The sequence below is a fragment of the Microbacterium sp. X-17 genome (assembly GCF_039615055.1).
The window spans coordinates 834,808-852,295 of the sequence record NZ_JBDHNI010000002.1 but is presented as its reverse complement, the minus strand read 5'-3'; the positions used below and the strand labels follow the sequence as shown (position 1 = coordinate 852,295).

The following is a 17,488-nucleotide window of genomic DNA, read 5'->3' as shown; positions in this document are numbered from 1 at the left end:
CTGGCGTCGGGTTAGGATCATCGACGTGACGCCCGCCGACCCGCTGCTCGAAACGCGCCGTGGCCGTCGAAGCTCAGGGCGTCCGCGCCGCCGGGTCACCGTCCTCGGCGTCGTCGGCGAGATCCTGCTGACGCTCGGCATCGTGACCCTGCTCTACGTCGCGTGGCAGCTCTGGATCGGCGATGTCATCTACGCGGCCGAGAAGTCGGCTGTCGCGAAGTCGCTCTCCGAGCAGTGGGCGGCCGCCGCGGCCACGCCGTCCCCCACCCCGGATGCGACGACGACATCGCCGGCGCCGCGACCGGCGTCCGTCGAGCCGGTCGTGCTGCCCCAGGCCGGCGACGGTCAGGTCTTCGCCAACCTCTACATCCCCCGGTTCGGCAGCGACTACGCCGTCCAGATCGCCGGCGGGGTCACCCGCGCGACCACGCTCGATCCGATCGGCGTGGGGCACTACCCGGGAACGCCGATGCCGGGCGCCGTCGGCAACGTGGGGTTCGCGGCGCACCGCACGACGTATGGGAAGCCGTTCAACCGGATCGCCGACCTCCACGTCGGCGACGCGATCGTGATCGAGACGCCGGACGGCTGGTACACGTACCGGTTCCGCACGCTCGAGTACGTCACGCCCGACTCGATCGACGTGCTCTCGCCGGTTCCGCAGGCGGACGGCGTCGACGCGAACGGCCGCTACCTCACGATGACGAGCTGCAGCCCGATGTACGCGATGTCCGAGCGGATCGTGGGATACAGCGTGTTCGAGTCGTTCACGCCACGCGCCGCCGGAGCACCGGCGTCGCTGACCGGAGGGGTGACGAGCTGATGTACGGTGCGCTGTGGCGGGTGCTGCCCGGCCCGTGGTGGCTGCGGGTCCTGATCCTCGTGGTGATCGCGGCCGCGATCGTCTATGGGCTCTTCTTCTATGTGTTCCCCTGGGTGAGCAACATCGTCAACCCGCAGGACGTCACGGTCGGCTGACGGCGCGGGTCAGCCCGCGCAGACCGTGAGCGTGACGACCGAGTGGATCGGCACGTCGCCGGGCGCGAGCGACTGGGCGTGCACGGTCTTCGGACTCGTGGCCTTGCACGACTTGTCGTCCATCGTCTGCACGGTCAGCTGCAGAGCATCGATCTGCCGCGTCGCCGCGTCGACCGTGTAGCCGGTCACGTCGACGAGCACCACCAGCCCGGTGGCGACGACCATGTTCACCGGCGTCCCCACCGGCACGGACTTCTGCGCCGCGGGATCGGACGAGATCACGGATCCCTTCGCGAGCGACGGATCGGTCTGCGGGGTCACGGTGCCCACCGTGAGCCCCGCCGCCTGAAGGGCGCTGCGCGCGCTCGTCTCGGTCAGCCCGACCAGCGTGGGCACGGTCACGAGCTTCTGACCCTGGGACACGTAAACCTGGACGGTCTGCCCCGGTGTCACCGAGACGCCCGCGGCCGGATCCGTACGGATGACGAGGCCCTGCGCCACCGAGTTGCTCGGCTCGTCGTGCTCCGCCGCCTGCAGGTCCTGGCCCGCGAGCTCTTGGCTCGCGCGGTCGTAGGTCATGTCGGAGACATCCGGAACCACTCGCGGGGCGGCCGGAACGTTGGTCGCGGCGCGCAGCGTCACGACCCAGAACATGATCGAGATCAGCAGCACGGCGAGGACGGCCACGCCCGCCCAGATCCAGGCGACCGGCGGGCCGGACTGCGTGCGGCGCATCGTCGTGTCTGCCGACAGCTGCCGGAGGGACCGGGCCGTCTCCGCAGCCTGTCGCGGGTTCGGGCCGTAGAGCTCGCTCGTGAGGGCCCCGAGCTCGCGCTTCGTGGGGGCCGCGCCGCCGTGCCCGGCCGCGTCGAGCGCTTCGCGGAACGTCGCGGCATCCTGATAGCGCTGGAACGGATCTTTCGCGAGGGCCCGGAGCACGACGACATCGAGGCCCCGCGGAAGCTTCTCGTCGACCTCGGACGGCGGGAGCGGCGTCTCGCTCACGTGCTGATACGCGACCGCGACCGGGGTGTCGCCGCGGAACGGCTGCCGCCCGGTGAGCAGCTCGTACAGCACGACGCCCGTCGAATAGAGGTCGGCGCGAGTGTCGACGGACTCGCCCTTGGCCTGCTCGGGAGAGAAGTACGCGGCAGTGCCCAGGATCGTGGTGGTCTCGGCGACCGTCGACGACGAGTCGGACACCGCCCGGGCGATGCCGAAGTCCATCACCTTGATCTGACCGGTCGGGGTCACCATGACGTTGCCCGGCTTGATGTCGCGGTGGACGACACCGGCGCGGTGCGAGTACTCGAGAGCTTCGAGGATGCCGTCGGTGTAGCGCACGGCGTCGGCCACCGGCACGGGCCCGCGCGAGATCACCTTCTTCAGCAGCTCGCCCTGCACGAGCTCCATCACGATGTACGGCACGGCGCGGACGGTGCCGTCGGCATCCGTCTCCGCGTCCTCGCCGGCGTCGAAGACCCGCACGATGGCGGGATGCGCCATGCGCGAAGCCGCCTGGGCCTCCAGGCGGAAGCGGGTGCGGAAACCGCCGTCGCGTGCGAGGTCCGCGAGGAGGATCTTGATCGCCACCTCGCGCCCGAGCGTCAGGTCATAGCCGCGGTAGACGCTCGCCATGCCGCCGCGGCCGATGAGCTCGTCGACCCGGTAGCGCCCCGAGAGGACGCGTGAGTCGCCCGTCACGGGGTCGGCGAGCTCGTCGATGCGGGGCGGATCGGAAGGGACATCTGCGGGGACGGGTTCGACTCGCGCTGGCCGCCCGTGCCGGAGCAGAGCGCCACGTACGTCGCCGTCACGTTCTGGCCCGGCTGGTTGGACACCGAGATCGACGCGTTCAGCTGGCCGGCCGGGAAGCTCTGCTTCTGCTGGTCGCCCGAGCTGCCCACGAAGATCGCGTTCGAGATCGACACCGTGTAACCACTGAGCGTGCCGGTGCCGGTGGGGCAGCTGAACTGGGCCCACTCCAACGTGATCGTCGCGTTGGCGACGACCTTCGTCGCTCCGCCCTGCACGTCCGGCGCGTTCGTGGGCGCGCCGATCGGCGTGACATCGCCGTAGCAGCGGACCGTGAGGGTGTCCGTCGGCAGGATCGAACCCGTGGGCGAGACCTGCCACACCGTGCCCACCTGGCTCGCATTCGGGGCGGGCGTCGACGTGTCGGACGTGACGGCGAGTACACCGGCCTGCTTGGCCGCCGAGATCGCGTCGTTGCACTGCATCCCGACGAGGTTCAGGGCGTCGATGTTGACGCGTGTGGGCGTCGGCGACGGGGTCCGCGTCGGTGTCGGTGTCGGCGTCGTCACGGCTGTCGTGGACTGAGACGGGGCCGGCGTCGCGCCGCTGTTCGCCGCCACGAGCGCCCAGACGGCACCCGCGAGCACGAGCGCGAGGATCACGATGAGCGCGATGAGCGGCCACGTCCACGGGCTGCGCTTGCGCTTCTCCGGCTCCTCGGCGGTCGCGGTCGGGGTCGTCATGAGCTGGGTCGCCGCGGCGGCGGCACCCGCGGTGAGTAGCTGCGTGGCGGCGTCGCTCGCCGGATCGCCGGTCGCGACGGCGGGCACGGCCGCAGCGGCTGCCGCGACATCCCCGCGGCGCAGCGCCGTGGCAGCGCGGGCAACCGCGGCGGCCGTCGCCGGACGCTCCTCCGGCTTCTTGGCGATCATCGCCATCACGAGGTTCTGCACCGGAACGGCCACGGTCGGCGGGAGCGCCGGTGGCTCGTCGTTGATCTGCGCCATCGCGATCGCGACCTGAGACTCGCCCGTGAACGGGCGCTTCCCCGCCAGGCACTCGTACGCGACGATGCCGAGCGAGTAGATGTCGGTCGCGGGCGACGCGGGATGCCCCGACGCCTGCTCCGGCGAGAGGTACTGCACGGTGCCCATGACCTGCCCGGTGGCGGTCAGCGGCACCTGATCGGCGATGCGGGCGATGCCGAAGTCGGTGATCTTGACCCGCCCGTCCGGCGTGATCAGGAGGTTGCCGGGCTTGATGTCGCGGTGCACGAGGCCGGCCGCGTGGGCCGCCTGCAGCGCGGCCGCGGTCTGGCCGACGACATCGAGGCTCTTGTCCGTCGACAGGGTGCCCTCGCGCTCGAGGATCGTCGAGAGGGCCTCGCCGGGGACGAGCTCCATGACGAGGAAGGCGCTGCCGTTCTCCTCGCCGTAGTCGAACACGCTCGCGATGCCCTCGTGGTTGACGAGCGCGGCGTGCCGGGCCTCGGCGCGGAACCGCTCGAGGAACCCGGGGTCCCCCATGTACTCGTCCTTGAGGATCTTGATGGCGACCGTGCGTCCGATGACGTGGTCGGTCGCCTCCCAGACCTCGCCCATCCCGCCGATCGCGATCCGCGAGTCGAGCTCGTAGCGGCCGCCGAAGGTCACACCCTGCGTCGGTCTCATTTGCCTAGCACCGCCTCCATGACCTTCTTTGCAATGGGAGCGGCGATGTCGTTGCCGCTGCCGGACTGGCCCTGTCCGCCACCGTTCTCGACCACGACCGCGACGGCGACCTGAGGGTCATCCGCGGGGGCGAAGCCGGTGAACCACAGCGTATACGGGTCGCTCGCGCCGTTCTCCGCGGTGCCCGTCTTACCGGCCACCTGGATGCCGTCTATTCTTGCATTCGACGCCGCGCCGTCACTGACACTGGACACCATCATCTGCGTCATCTCCGCTGCGAGATTCGGGTCCAGCGACCGGCCGAACTCCGTGTTGTCGAACGTCCTCTGGACCGATAGGTCGGACCCGATCACCCGGTCCACCATCCGTGGGTTCATCACCATGCCTCCGTTCGCGATGCCCGCCGACACCATCGCCATCTGCAGCGGTGTCGCCCGCACCTGGCCCTGGCCGAAACCCGAGAGCGCGGTCTGCGGGGCGTCGAGCCCCGGGGGGTAGACCGACGCCTCCGAGTCGAGCGGGATCGACAGGGACTTGTTGAAGCCGTACTTCTCCGCCTCCGCGCGGATCGCGGAGTCGCCGAGCTGCACCGCGAGCTCCGCCATCGGGATGTTGCAGCTCAGGCGGATGGCGTCAGCGATCGTGACAGTGTCCCCGCTGCCGCACGTGCCGCCCCACGAGTTGTGCACGTAGCTCGACGACTGCGGCAACTGGTAGGCGGCCGGGTTCGGGAGCGTGGACTGCGGGGTGTACTTCCCGGATGCGAGCGCCGCGGACGCCGTGACGAGCTTGAACGTCGAGCCGGGCGGGTTCATGTCGCCGGCGATGGCGCGGTTGTAGAGCGGATGGTTCGCCTGCGCATTGAGGGCGTCGTAGGTCGCGTTGACCGCGTCGGGATCGTGCACGGCGAGCGAGTTCGTGTCGTAGCTGGGACTCGTCACCATCGCGAGCACCCGGCCCGTCTTCGGCTCGATCGCGACGACGGCGCCCTGCTGCGCGCCGAGCGCGTCGAAGGCGGCCTTCTGGACCTTCGCGTCGAGGGTCAGCACGACGTTCGCCCCCTGTCGTGGCTGGCCCGTGACGATCTCGTCGAGTCGCGACAGGAACTGGGCGTTGCCGGTGCCGCTCAGCTCCGGGTTCATCGCCTGCTCGATGCCCGTCGCCGAGCCGAGCGCGGGGTTGACGTATCCCGTGACGGGCGCCCACATCGCGGGGTCGGTGTAGACGCGCTGCCACGCGTAGACATCGGTGGAGGGCACCGACGACGCGATCGCCGACCCGTCGACGATGATCGAGCCGCGCTGCACCTGGAACGAGTCGTACCGGGTCCGGCTGTTGGCCGGGTTGTCGGCGAGCGCGTCGGCGCTGATCACCTGGATCCAGGTCGTCGATCCGAACAGCAGGAGGAACATCGCCAGCACGAGGATGCTGAGGCGTCGAAGCTCTTTCGTCATCAGCCGATCACCGCCCGCGGGCGCGTGCGCACGGCATCCGAGATCCGCAGCAGGAGCGCGACGATGATCCAGTTCGCGATGAGGGACGAACCGCCCGCGGTGAGGAACGGCGTGGTGAGACCCGTCAGCGGGATGAGCCGTGTGACGCCGCCGACCATGATGAACACCTGAAGGGCGATCGTGAAGGAGAGACCCACGGCCAGGAGTTTGCCGAAGTCGTCCTGCCCGTTGACGCCGACGCGGATGCCGCGGCTCACCAGCACCATGTAGAGGCACAGGATCGCGAACACGCCGATGAGCCCGAGCTCCTCCCCGAGGCTCGGGAAGATGTAGTCGCTCTGCGACAGAGGCGTGATGTCCGGGCGGCCGCGGCCGAGACCGGTGCCGAGGAGTCCCCCCTGGGCGAGCCCGAAAATGCCCTGGACGAGCTGGTAGCTGCCGCCGTCTCGATTGATGATGTCCGGGTTGAACGCGTCCAGCCAGTTCGCGAACCGCCAGCCGACGTACGTCAGCACCTGGGAGGCGATGAGTGCGCCCGCCACGGCGAGGCCGACGCCGATGAGCACCCAGCTCGTCTTGCCGGTCGCGACGTAGAGCATGGCCACGAACATGCCGAACAGGAGCAGGCCGGTGCCGAGGTCGCGCTGCAGCACGATGATGCCGACCGAGAGAAGCCAGAACACGAGGATCGGGCCGAGGTCGCGCGCGCGCGGCCAGGTCATCCCGAGAAACCGCGTGCCGACCGATGCGAGGCTCTCGCGCGTGCGCGCGAGGTAGCCGGCGAAGAAGATTGCGAGGGCGATCTTCGCAAGCTCGCCCGGCTGGAAGGAGAAGATGCCGATCGAGATCCAGACGTCGGCGTTCTGGTCACTGCCGAGCCCCGGAACCAGGGGCAGCAGAAGCAGGAGAACCCCGACGAAACCGGACACGTAGGTGTAGCGCTGCAGCTGCCGGTAGTTGCGCAGTGTGACCACGACGACGATCGCCAGGACCATCGCGATCGCGGTCCACACGATCTGACGGGTCGACGGGGCGCCCCAGCCGCTCTGGCCCAGTGCGATGTCGATCCGATAGATCATCGCGACGCCGAGCCCCGTGAGCAGGGTCGCGATCGGCAGGAGGAACGGATCGGCGTCGCGCGCGACGAAGCGCAGGAGGACGTGGATCGCGACCGCGAGCAGGGCGAGCCCGCCGACGAAGTAGAGGATCTCCGGCTGGATCGTGGACAGCGCGCCCAACTGCACGAGCGCGACCGACGCGGCGTTGATGACGATCGCGAACAGGAGGAGGGCGAGCTCGCGGTTGCGCTGCGTCTGCGGCACGCGGATGCGGCGGAGCGCCCGCACCACAGCGGTGTCGGTGCTCAGCTCCGGGGACTGCGGGGCCGCCGTCATCCGCCGGCCCCCTGCGGTGCGAGGCGCTCGACGATGAGCTGCGCGTCCTGCAGGGACGGCGCGGAGATCGTGCGCGCGACCGCGGCCCGGTCGAAGTCGCTCAGCCGAGTGAGCGGGATGCCGGTGTCCTCGTACACCGAGGAGAGCCCGAACGGCCCGATCCCCTGCTGGATGCCGCGGTAGATCACGACGGTGTCGTCGTCGGCCCCCACGAAGTAGCGCGTCTGAGTCCACGCGTAGGCGGCGAACAGGCCTCCGACGAGCAGCGCGATCACGACGAGGAATCCCGCGATCCAGGTGATGCGACGCCGGCGGCCACGGCGGCGATCCGCGTCGATGACTTCCTCGAGGTACTCCGGCGCGGGCTCGAAGTGCGTGGGCTCGTTCGCCGCCTGCCGAGCGGGGTGCAGCCACGACGATCGTCCGCTGCGCGCGGCGGGGATCTCGACGCCACCCGTGTTCGAGGCGGATCCCACGATCGTCGGGGTCCCGGAGAACACCGGATGCTGCCCGCCGACGTCGACGAGAACGATCGTGACGTTGTCGGGTGCCCCCGCATCGAGCGCGTGCTTGAGGAGGATGTCGGCCGTGCGTCCGGGAGGCAGTCCCTGCGCCAGCACCTTGCCCGTGTGCGCGTCGTCGACGACGCCGCTCAGGCCGTCGGAGCAGAGGAGCCACCGGTCCCCGGGCCGCGTCGGCATGATGAACGTGTCGACCTCGGGGTGCGCGTCCATATCGCCGAGTACCCGCATGAGGACCGACCGGCGGGGGTGGAAGCGTGCCTCCTCCGGCGTGATGCGGCCCGAGTCGACCAGCCGCTGCACGAACGTGTGGTCGGTCGTGATCTGGGTCAGATCGTCGTCGCGGAACAGGTAGATCCGCGAGTCGCCGATGTGCGCGATGACGGCGTAGTCGTCGACCATGACGATCGCCGAGACGGTCGTGCCCATGCCGGCGAGCTCGGGCTGGTCGCGAACGGTGTCGATGATGTCGCCGGCGGTCTCCACGATCGCATCCCGCAGCGCGCGCTCCGCGTCGGAGGGCGCGGCATAGCTCGTGTCGAGCGGCTCCAGGTGCTCCACCGCGATGCTGGAAGCGACGTCGCCGCCGGCGTGGCCGCCCATTCCGTCGGCGACGGCGAAGAGGTTCGAGCCGGCGAACCCCGAGTCCTGGTTATTGGCGCGCACCTTGCCGGTATGCGAGAGGGCGGCGCTCGATCCCTGAAAGACCATGGAGAGGATCCGTTACCGCAGCTCGAACGTCGTCGCGCCGACCTTGATCGTCCCGCCGATCGTCAGCGGCACGGGGGCCGTGACGCGCGTGCCGTCGAGCCACGTGCCGTTGGTCGAGTCGAGGTCCTGCAGCATCCACTGGTCGCCCCAGAGGACGAGGCGCGCGTGGTGGCTGGATGTGTAGTCGTCGCGGATGACGAGCCCGGACTCGCTCGACCGGCCGATCGACAGCGGCTCCGTGCCGAGGGCGAGCTCGAGCCCCGCCTTGGGCCCGCTCGTGATGACGATGCGGGACGCCGAGTCGGTCGTGGCCTTGCGGCCCTTCGCCGCGCGCGCCGGCGCGGGGAGGGGCGGGGGCGGGACCGGCGCGGTCGCGGACCGGGGGCTGGCGGATGCCGGGGCAGGCGCGGCCGAAGGGGCGGGAGCGGGTGCGGGGGCCGACGCGGGAGCCGGGAGCTTGCGCACGCGCACGCCGAAGAGGTCGGCGCGAAGGGCGTACACGACGGCGAAGACGAAGAACCACAGCAGCACCAGGAACCCGATGCGCAGCAGTAGCAGCGTCAGCTCGCTGGTCACGCGAGGGGACCCCCGTCCCGGTAGGTGTACGCGCGCGTGGCGTCGTCGGCGAAGACCTGGGGCGCGGGGGCCGCGGCCGACGCCACGACCCGGAAGACGATGTCGGTGCGCCCGATCGTGATCGTCGAGTCCGGCGTCAGGGAGGCCTGCGTCACGGGCCGGCCGGCGAGCTTCGTGCCGTTCGTGGACTTGAGGTCGCGGACCATCGCGTGTTCGCCATCCCACAGGACCTCGACGTGCTGGCGGCTCGTTCCGGAGTCGGCGACGGTGATGTCTGCGTCGCTGCCGCGGCCGATGACCGTGCGCGACTTCGTGAGCGGATAGCGGCGCCCAGCGATGTCGAGGACGCCCTGCCACGACACCCGGCCCTCGGCGGCGCGCGACTCGGCGCGCAGCGTGCCGGTCGAGAGCGATGTGTCGCGGACGAGGTCGATCGACAGCGGGCCCGCGAAAGAGTAGCCCTGCGCTCGCGCGTGCTTCTGCACGAGCGACGTGAGCTCGTCGGTCAGCGTCGGCCCGAGCGCCGACATCCGGTCGTAGTCGTTCGGCGCGAGCCGCACCGTGAGCGTGTTGGGGACGATGATGCGCTCGCGGCTGACGATGGCGGCCTTCGTGTCGAGCTCGCCGCGGAGGGCCGCCGCGATCTCCACCGGCTGGATCCCGCTGCGGAAGGTCTTCGCGAAGGCGCCATTGACGGCGCGTTCGAGACCTCTCTCGAAGCTGTCAAGTAGTCCCACGCGACTCCTCAGGCAGGCAGAACGGTCGGTACATCGTAGCCAGCTCGCCTGTACGTGCCATCAAAGCGGCACGGCGCGCGTGATATCCTCGGGAGGTTGAGCGCCGCAGAGCGGCGTCTCGCGCGAGTGGCGGAATAGGCAGACGCGCTGGCTTCAGGTGCCAGTGCCCGCAAGGGCGTGGGGGTTCAACTCCCCCCTCGCGCACAGGAAGGCTGAGCCCCCGGGTGACCGGGGGCTCAGCCTTTTCCGTCTATCGGACGCGCTCGGTCATCGACTGCGCGAGCGTCAGCGTCGCGTCGCCGGTGGCGTCCGCCGCGCCGGCGGCGAGGTGGAAGAACTCCGGCTGGATTCCCGAGGCGTCGGCGATCAGATTGCACTGGTTGTAGCTGGCGAGGATCGCGGCCGCGTCGATGAGGCCGTCCTCTCCGACAGCCGCACGCAGGGCGGCTCGCGCCTCATCGAGCTCCGCGGCCGCTTCGGACCTCTCGGCCGCGCCCGGCCGTCCCGCCGCGAGGACTGCCCGGGCGAAGCGTCGAAGCTCAGGGCCGGCGGGGAGTGCATCGGCGGCGGTCTCGTCGCGCTTCACGACCTCGATGAGGTCGCGGCTCGGGTTGGCGAGCAGGCCGGTCTCGCGGAGCATCGTCGAGTGGTTCATCGTGCAGTAGTAGCAGTCGTTCTCCGCGGACACCGTCGCCGCGAGGAGCTCCGCCTGGGCCCGGGTGATGCTGCGGAGCCATTCGTTCGTGAGGAACGAGAAGTTCATCACGAAGGCCAGCTCGATGAAGCCGAACTGCTCCTCGGGCACGAGCGTGAGTGCCTTCTGGAGGTTGGAGACGATGCCCATCACGTCCAGGCTCTGCTGGTAGTAGCTCGCGACGTCGCCGTCAGCCTTCTCGACCGCGACCGTAGGGACCCGGGTGCCGTTCACCTCGGTCCCGGCTGGTGTCTCGCGCGACGGCGTTCCGCCGGCCGGCGCGGGGAGTGCGAGCTCAGCCCGACCGATGCCGCGAGCGAAGGCGTCGACGGTGCTGACCAGGGCGATGATCCCGGCCGCCTCCACGAACTGGCCTTCGCTGGCACCGCCCGCGATCACGTCCTGGTACCACTGGTCGGTGATCCGGCCGGAATCGGTCGCGATGCGGTGGATGGCGTCGATGACAGCCGGCGGCAACGTAGCGGCGGCGATCGCGCTCGTCGCGTGCTGCCCGGTGACGGCATACGGGGTCAGTGCGGCACGGCGGTCGGCGCACAGCCGACAGTTCCGGCTCTCGCGAGCTTCCGCGGCAATGGCGACGCGCTCTTCTCCCGTCCACCAACGGCCGGCTCTGCTCAGCCGATCCCACTCCGAGCGAATAGCTTCCGCCAAGTCCTCACGTACTGGGTACATCCGGTCAGCTCCTTTGCTGATCTGGCGAACGCGCGACGGGCGCGTCCGCTCTCGAGGCGTGGTCGGGCGCGTAGGCGCGCCCGTCCCACGAGTCGGGACCGTACTCCAGCGTCCAATGGGGTACGGAGGCGGTCCATTCAGCGGACCGCGGCCAGTTGCGCGGCCTGCGTCAGCGGGGAAGGGCGTCCCAGTCGACCTCGACCGCGTCCGCGTGAGTGGGCGAGATCCGGGCGGGGAGCACGGTGCCGGCCTTCGGCCAGTGCTTGCGGGGGAAGACCGCCTCGACGATCACGACACGGGGCGGGACGCCGTCGGCCTGCGCGAGCAGCTCGACGCGGCTCGGTCGGTAGGAGCCGCGGCCCTCGGGCTCGGACAGCGCGACGATCCGCACGGTGCCGCGCACGGCATCCGCGAGCGGGTTCCCCGTCACGCGCTCGAACTGCTGTGCGACGCCGTCTACCCACTCCTCCATGCCGGCAGCCTAGCGGCGGAGGACACGGCCCCCGGCGGCGGAAGCCCAAAGCGCCGTCGGGGGCCGTCTTCTCGCGGGGATCGGGGGACCAGTGACCCGAACACCGTCCAGAGATCCGGTTCGCGAGGCGATGCGGGACCAGGCTAGGGGGTGCTCTCCGAATCACGGGCAACCGTTGACACGTCATGACGACCCTGATACACCGCGCGACGTCGTGGCAGCCGGCTCGCGACGGCGCCGCCGATGCTCGGCCGCCAGCGGCGCGCGACGTACTCGACGGCCTCGTCGACGGGGAACGAGCGGGTCGAGTTGCCCACGCGCACCCACAGCTCCGTCGAGACGCCGTCCTTCGACTGGGTCAGGAACACGGGTCGCGGCGACGGCGGGCACACGACGCAGCACACCACGACGTCGCCCGGGGCGGCGAGGAACCGCACGTCGGGGAGTGATGCCGCGTTGCGGCCGAGCACGGTCGACATCATGTCGCGCAGCCACAGCTCGTAGCGGTCGACGTCCGGCTCGCGGAGGGTCGCGAGGTCGCGGTCGAGCCCCGTCGGCTCACCGTGGTCGTTCGCGCCGATCACGAGCGTGCCGCCGTGGGGGCTGTTGAGGAACGCCGCGACGGTCTTCGCGACGACGGTCTCCATCCGGGTGTCGCGCTGCTCCGTCCGCACGTTCCAGCGCGCGGTCTCCTTGAACTCCACGTGATCCGACTCGCCCGCCGCCAGCAGCGCCGCGACGTCGATCGCGGGGCGTTCGCGGCGGAGGCTCGCGACCGTGCCCGCGACGAGGAAGGCGAGCGCCACGCTCGAGCCGAAGCCGAGGAGGATGGCGGCCGGTGCCCACACGCGCGCGCCGGGGAGGAAGAGTCCAGCGAGCAGCAGACCGACGCCCACGCCGACGAGCGAGATGATCGTCATCACCGAAGCGGAGAGCGGCAGACGCCGGCGGAACAGCATCCGCATCGCCAGGCCGACGAGGTAGGAGACGGCGAGGACCAGCGGGAGCGCGATCGCGAAGCCGACGAGATCCGGGTTCTGGGGCACGCCGGATCTCCTCTCCCGGGCCGCGTTCGCGGGCTCGGGCGGCCCGCGCGACCATGCGCCATCATACGGATCCGGCCCGATTCGAGCGGATCGCCGAGCCACGGGAAGACGCGGTTTCTGCAGCGTCACGACATCAGTAGAGTGATCGCTGTCACGCTTCGCGTGGCTTATCCGGGGGGATCCGTCGACGCCCGGGCCGCTGATCTGATGCTGGCCCGGGCGTCGAATGGTTAAGGCCCCAGAGGGTTACGCGTCGTGCAACTTTTGAGTCACATCTGAAATTGACCTGACGTGAGGCCTTAAGTGCCGCTAGCGTAGGCCGAGCAGGTGCAGGTCGCGCCAGCGAAGAAGAAGAGGCATTTCGATGGCAACTGGCACGGTCAAGTGGTTCAACGCGGACAAGGGTTTCGGCTTCATCGCCCCCGATGATGGGAGCGCGGACGTGTTCGCGCACTTCTCGGCGATCCAGTCGGACGGGTTCCGTTCCCTCGAGGAGAACCAGCGCGTGGAGTTCGACATCGCCGAGGGCCCCAAGGGCCTGCAGGCGGCGAACATCCGCGCGGTCTGATCTAGTGAGCCGTACGCGGCGGGTCAGGACCCGCCGCGTACGAGCCCGAGTCCTGCTCCCGCCAGCTGCCGCAGGGTGGCGGTGGGGAGCATGGCTCGTGTGAGCGCTGCGCCGATGCGGGTGAGGTCGCTCTCGTCGCGGTACAGCAGATACATCGTCTGGTACCGGGGCTGGAACTTCTCCTTGAAGCGGTGCAGCGAGCGGAACCCATAGACGGGCTCCAGCGACTCCGCAAGGCGCTCGCTGAGGTCGGCGATGACGCCGGCTCCGGGCGGGTACGTGTGGGAGAGAGGCGCGCCCGAGAGCGACATGATCTCGGCGCCCTCCTCCGAGAACTGCATCGCGGAGGACCCGATCAGGAACTCCATGACCGGGCCGAAGCCCTCTTCGCGACGCCGCATGAGGTCGAGGGTCCACCCGCGGATGCGCCCCCCCGGCGCGTAGATCGGCAACCAGGAGAGGAAGCCGTCCACATCGCCTCGCGGCGAGATCGCGATCGCCATCCGCACCTCAGGATCGGCCGCCTCCAGCAGCGTCCCGAGCGTGAAGCCCATCTCGGGCAGATCCCGGTCGCCAACCCAGACCTCCGAGATCGCCTGCAGCTGCTGCCGCACACCCCACGGCTCGTCCTTGAGTCGCGTCATCCGGAACGTCATCTCCTCGCGCGCCGCGCGGTTCAGCGACGTGCGCACCGAGTTCCAGCGCTTTCCCGTGAACGCGAGGTCGGGCAGGTCGACGATCGTGTCGTCCGCGACGATCAGGTTCCGCCAGTCGTCGGGCACGGCCGCGAGCGTCTCGTCGCTCGCACTGAAGAAGCAGGGCACGAGGCCGGCATGCTCGGCCTCGTGGATGAACTCCCGCACCGACTGAGCGCGTCCGCCCTCGGGACCGATCGGATCGGCGAGCGCGATCGCGACGCCCATCCGCCGCTGGTAGGCGACGATGCCGGTCGACGTGCGCGCGTACGAGTTCCCCTCCCACGTCGTCATCCAGGACAGCGTGCCGCCGCCGTTGTCCCGGATGGCGCGCGCGACGTCGTCCGTGCTGGGCGTCGGCGGCGGCCCCACGCTCGAGCGGCGGTGCGCGCGGAACGCGCGGCGGACCCAGATGAGGTAGACCGAGATGAGGAGCCACAGCACGCTCGTCGCGAGCGCGAGCGAGGGGTCGCCGGACAGCCCGTCGCGGACCGTGCCCCAGCTCGTGACCGCGATCGCCACGATGAGGAACACGAGCGCGAGCACGTTGAAGATGGCGAGGATGACCGCGACCATCCACGCCCACCGGCGGCCGCGGAGGATGCCGTGCGCGACGAGCGCGATGACCACGAGGTCGATCGCGATGTCGAGGAACGGGCCGCTCGCCGGCTCCGTGCTGCCGAACGGCCCGCTCGTGGGCGCGATGAGCGTCATGATCTCGACCGCGCCGAGCGTCGCGATCGCGATGAACGCCACGAACCGCTGCTCGGAGATCGTGGTCCGCTGGATCCGGAGGCTGCGGTCCCAGAACAGCACGAGCAGCACGGCGAGGAGGTGCGCGATGTCGCTGATGCCGCCCCAGAACAGCATCGTGACGAAGACGTAGGCGAGCAGCACGAGCCATGCCCGCACGCGCCACGGCGACGAGAGCAGTCCGATGGCCGCCGCGATGCACGCCAGCGTCCCGCCCGAGGGGCCGACGTCGAGCCGCATGGCCTGCACTTGCGCCCAGGCCCACGGGGTCATGCTGAGGGCCCAGAGGAGCAGTGACGTGCCCAGAACTGCGAAGAGCTGACCGGCGACGAAGTATCCGGTCGCCGCCCGCCAGCCCCGACGGAACTCGAGGTACGCCATGCCGACGAACGCGAGAATCTGCGGCACATAGACCGCGGGGTACGACGCGAACAGGGTGCCGGTGACGGGCGTCCACCAGCGGCCGTCCTCGAGGGCCGGCAGTCCGTATGCGAGTACGTCCCACCCGGGTGAGTGGGCGAACGGGCGCCACAGGGCGCCGCTGATGACGCCGGCGACCAGGATCACAGCGATCGCGATCAGCGTGGCCGGGATGCGGCGAGCGATCGCGAGCGGCGAGAACCGGCGCGCACCGGGCTCGTACCGCATGCTCATGCGATCACCCTAGCGAGCGCTCCCGGGAAGGTGATCATAGTCGGCGAGCGCCGCGGCATCCTCGGCGTGCCGCAGCGCGCGGCGGCCGACGTCGAGCGCCTCTACCGGGTCGCTCGCTTGCCGTGCGCGGGCCAGTTCGTCGCGCGCGGCCGCGAGGCGCACGCGCGCACTCGGCCCCGTGCCGGGCCGTGCGACGGAGGCCTCGGCCTGCGCGAGCGCGCGCCGCGCGGACGCGAGGGTGCCCGGCAGTGCGGTGCGTGCGCCGCGGAGGCGTTCCTGTGCCGTGCGCGCGTCGCCCTGCGCGAGGTCGAGGCGGTCGCGGAGGCGGGCGATCCGCGCGACGGCCTCGGTCGGATGCCGCGCCGAGGACGGCTCCAGCGCGTCGAGCCCATCCTGCGCGCGGCGCAGCTCGGCGCCGAGCCGCGCGCTCGCGTCGGGGGGCAGGGCGGGAAGGCCGGCCAGTGCCCCGCGGATCTCCTCGCGCGCCGCCTCGAACTCCGTCGGGAGCGCGGCCGCTGCCTGCGTCACGAGCCGGTGCGACTCCTCGAGCGCGCGCGCCTGCTCCTCCGCGGTGCGGAGGGCGCGCTCCGCCTCCGCGAGGTCGGGGAGCGCGGTCCGGGTGGGATCGTCGCGCACGGTGTCTGCGGCGTCGAGGTGGGCCTCGGCCGACTGGAGGGACCGGAGCGCGCCGTCCGCGGCATCCGACGCCGCACGCCACTCGCTCTCGTCGTAGCGCTCGACGAGCTCGGCGACGAGGGCATCCGGGTCGCCGATCGCGGCGTGCAGACGTTCGGCGCGCTCGCGAAGCGTGTCGACGTGCGCGGGTGCGCCGCTCTGCGCGCGCAGCCAGTCGCGGTAGCGGCCGCGGGCGAGGTCGATCGCGGTGAGCGCCTCTCGCGCCCGAGCCTCGACGACGTTGGCTCGGCGCACCGCTTCGGCCGGCGCGGGCTCCGGCGAGGCATCCGTCAGCTCGGTGTAGTCCGCGAACGCGCGGTCGCGCGCGTGCTGCGCCGTCATCCGGGCGCGACGGAGCTCGGCGGGCGCGGTGCCGCCGTAGAGGGCGTCGGACAGGGAGACCTCGAGGTCGAGCTCGCCGACCGCGTCGTCGAGGCGCACGAGCAGGCTGCCCGCGGCCGTGCGCGCGTCCTGCGCGCGGGCGAGCGCGCGCGGCGAGCGGCGCGCCCGGCGGATCGCCCAGCCGATCGTGCCGAGCGCGAGCGCGGTGACGCCGAAGACGACGACGGCCGGCACGAACCAGCCGAGAAAGGCGCCGAGTGCGTCAGTCATCGCCGACGAGGAGCAGCTTCCGGAGATCGTCGGGCGTGTCGACGACGGCCTGCGCTCCCTCCGACTCGTGCGGCCAGCCGAACCCCCAGCGGACGAACACGACCGCGACGCCGTTCGCGCTCCCGCCCTCGACGTCGTGGTGCCGGTCGCCCACGAGGACGGGCCGGCCGGTGTCCACGCCGGCGGCCCGGAGTCGGCGCAGGGCCTCCGCGACGATCTCCGTTTTTCCCGCGAGGGTCCGCTCGTCTGGCGTCGCACCGACGATCGCGGTCAGGTGCGGCGCGAGCCCGAAGTGGTCCATGAGGGCGTCGACCTGCACCTCGGGCTTCGAGCTCGCGGTGCCCTGCGGCACGCCGGCCGCGGCCAGGTCGGCGACGATCCCGTCCATGCCGGGGTAGAGCCGCGCGTCGGCCGTGTAGCCGTCGGCCTTGCCGAGCCTGCGGTAGAACGCGACGGCCTCGGTCGCCTGCGCGGGCGTCATCCCGACGTTCACCTGGAACGACTCGTACATCGGCGGCCCGATCCAGTGCACGAGCTCCGCCCGCGTGGGCGCGGGCCGGCCGAAGTGCTCGAGCGTGATCGTCAGCCGGCGGAGGATCCCGTCGGACGCGTCGACGAGGGTGCCGTCGACGTCCCAGAGCACGCAGGAGAACGGGGATCGCACGGGCATGCCCCCACGCTACCGGGCGACCTTCCCGCGAGACTGCACGGGGTCTCCGAGACTGCGGACCACGCCTGCAGTCTCGGAGCGCGGATGCAGTCTCGGGGGGGGGGGGGGGGGGGGGGACCCAAGACGCGCGGGGCGCCCGCGGCCGGGCCCGTCTTGCCGG

Annotated in this window: 16 protein-coding genes and 1 tRNA gene; 4 read left to right on the top strand and 13 right to left on the bottom strand. The window is 71.0% G+C overall.

Annotation, left to right across the window (positions count from 1 at the left end):
* Positions 1–25 precede the first annotated feature (25 nt).
* Positions 26–823, top strand: coding sequence for a class E sortase (locus ABCS02_RS12540; RefSeq protein WP_345835974.1), 798 nt, complete (start codon positions 26–28; stop codon positions 821–823).
* Entirely contained in the window at positions 823–978 is a 156-nt protein-coding gene (locus ABCS02_RS12535) for a hypothetical protein (protein ID WP_345835973.1), read from the top strand. Before ABCS02_RS12540 ends, ABCS02_RS12535 begins: the two co-directional genes overlap by 1 nt.
* A 9-nt stretch (positions 979–987) precedes the next feature.
* On the opposite strand, the gene pknB is transcribed toward ABCS02_RS12535, so the two are convergent.
* The 7 genes from pknB to ABCS02_RS12500 are packed head-to-tail and all read right to left on the bottom strand — an operon-like array spanning position 988 to position 9,796.
* Positions 988–2,682: a Stk1 family PASTA domain-containing Ser/Thr kinase gene (gene pknB / locus ABCS02_RS12530; protein ID WP_345835972.1), complete on the bottom strand. Its 1,695-nt coding sequence runs from the start codon at positions 2,680–2,682 to the stop codon at positions 988–990.
* Entirely contained in the window at positions 2,679–4,403 is a 1,725-nt protein-coding gene (locus ABCS02_RS12525; RefSeq protein ID WP_345835971.1) for a protein kinase, read from the bottom strand. The genes pknB and ABCS02_RS12525 overlap by 4 nt, the downstream gene beginning before the upstream one ends.
* On the bottom strand, positions 4,400–5,857 hold the full coding sequence (locus ABCS02_RS12520; RefSeq protein ID WP_345835970.1) for a penicillin-binding transpeptidase domain-containing protein: 1,458 nt from the start codon (positions 5,855–5,857) through the stop codon (positions 4,400–4,402). The genes ABCS02_RS12525 and ABCS02_RS12520 overlap by 4 nt, the downstream gene beginning before the upstream one ends.
* Entirely contained in the window at positions 5,857–7,251 is a 1,395-nt protein-coding gene (locus tag ABCS02_RS12515; protein WP_345835969.1) for an FtsW/RodA/SpoVE family cell cycle protein, read from the bottom strand. Before ABCS02_RS12515 ends, ABCS02_RS12520 begins: the two co-directional genes overlap by 1 nt.
* Entirely contained in the window at positions 7,248–8,483 is a 1,236-nt protein-coding gene (locus tag ABCS02_RS12510) for a PP2C family serine/threonine-protein phosphatase (protein ID WP_345835968.1), read from the bottom strand. Before ABCS02_RS12510 ends, ABCS02_RS12515 begins: the two co-directional genes overlap by 4 nt.
* A 12-nt stretch (positions 8,484–8,495) precedes the next feature.
* The gene (locus ABCS02_RS12505) at positions 8,496–9,059 is read right to left on the bottom strand and encodes an FHA domain-containing protein (RefSeq protein ID WP_345835967.1); all 564 of its coding nucleotides are present in this window, start codon (positions 9,057–9,059) and stop codon (positions 8,496–8,498) included.
* Positions 9,056–9,796 carry a DUF3662 and FHA domain-containing protein gene (locus tag ABCS02_RS12500; RefSeq protein WP_345835966.1) on the bottom strand — a complete coding sequence of 247 codons (741 nt, stop codon included), beginning with the start codon at positions 9,794–9,796 and terminating at the stop codon, positions 9,056–9,058. The genes ABCS02_RS12505 and ABCS02_RS12500 overlap by 4 nt, the downstream gene beginning before the upstream one ends.
* Positions 9,797–9,916: 120 nt before the next feature.
* On the opposite strand from ABCS02_RS12500, the gene ABCS02_RS12495 reads away from it, so the two are divergent.
* Positions 9,917–10,000, top strand: a tRNA-Leu gene (locus tag ABCS02_RS12495).
* Positions 10,001–10,046: 46 nt separating this feature from the next.
* Here ABCS02_RS12495 and ABCS02_RS12490 read toward each other — a convergent pair.
* The 3 genes from ABCS02_RS12490 to ABCS02_RS12480 form a co-directional block, all read right to left on the bottom strand.
* Positions 10,047–11,183, bottom strand: a complete 1,137-nt coding sequence (locus ABCS02_RS12490; protein ID WP_345835965.1) for an alkylhydroperoxidase-related (seleno)protein — start codon at positions 11,181–11,183, stop codon at positions 10,047–10,049.
* 169 nt (positions 11,184–11,352) lie between these two features.
* On the bottom strand, positions 11,353–11,655 hold the full coding sequence (locus ABCS02_RS12485) for a hypothetical protein (protein WP_345835964.1): 303 nt from the start codon (positions 11,653–11,655) through the stop codon (positions 11,353–11,355).
* Between the two features lie 143 nt (positions 11,656–11,798).
* Positions 11,799–12,701, bottom strand: a complete 903-nt coding sequence (locus ABCS02_RS12480) for an ATP-binding protein (protein ID WP_345835963.1) — start codon at positions 12,699–12,701, stop codon at positions 11,799–11,801.
* Positions 12,702–13,065: 364 nt separating this feature from the next.
* Between ABCS02_RS12480 and ABCS02_RS12475 the strand changes: the two genes are divergently transcribed.
* Positions 13,066–13,269, top strand: a complete 204-nt coding sequence (locus ABCS02_RS12475; protein WP_345835962.1) for a cold-shock protein — start codon at positions 13,066–13,068, stop codon at positions 13,267–13,269.
* 23 nt (positions 13,270–13,292) lie between these two features.
* Here ABCS02_RS12475 and ABCS02_RS12470 read toward each other — a convergent pair whose 3' ends face one another.
* Genes ABCS02_RS12470 through ABCS02_RS12460 form a run of 3 tightly spaced genes read right to left on the bottom strand, consistent with a single transcriptional unit; the run spans position 13,293 to position 17,328 of the window.
* Entirely contained in the window at positions 13,293–15,371 is a 2,079-nt protein-coding gene (locus ABCS02_RS12470; RefSeq protein ID WP_345835961.1) for a phosphatidylglycerol lysyltransferase domain-containing protein, read from the bottom strand.
* Positions 15,372–15,380: 9 nt separating this feature from the next.
* Positions 15,381–16,658, bottom strand: a complete 1,278-nt coding sequence (locus ABCS02_RS12465; RefSeq protein WP_345835960.1) for a hypothetical protein — start codon at positions 16,656–16,658, stop codon at positions 15,381–15,383.
* Complete coding sequence (locus ABCS02_RS12460) at positions 16,651–17,328, bottom strand: HAD hydrolase-like protein (RefSeq protein ID WP_345835959.1); 678 nt, start codon at positions 17,326–17,328, stop codon at positions 16,651–16,653. Before ABCS02_RS12460 ends, ABCS02_RS12465 begins: the two co-directional genes overlap by 8 nt.
* Between the last annotated feature and the right edge of the window lie 160 nt (positions 17,329–17,488).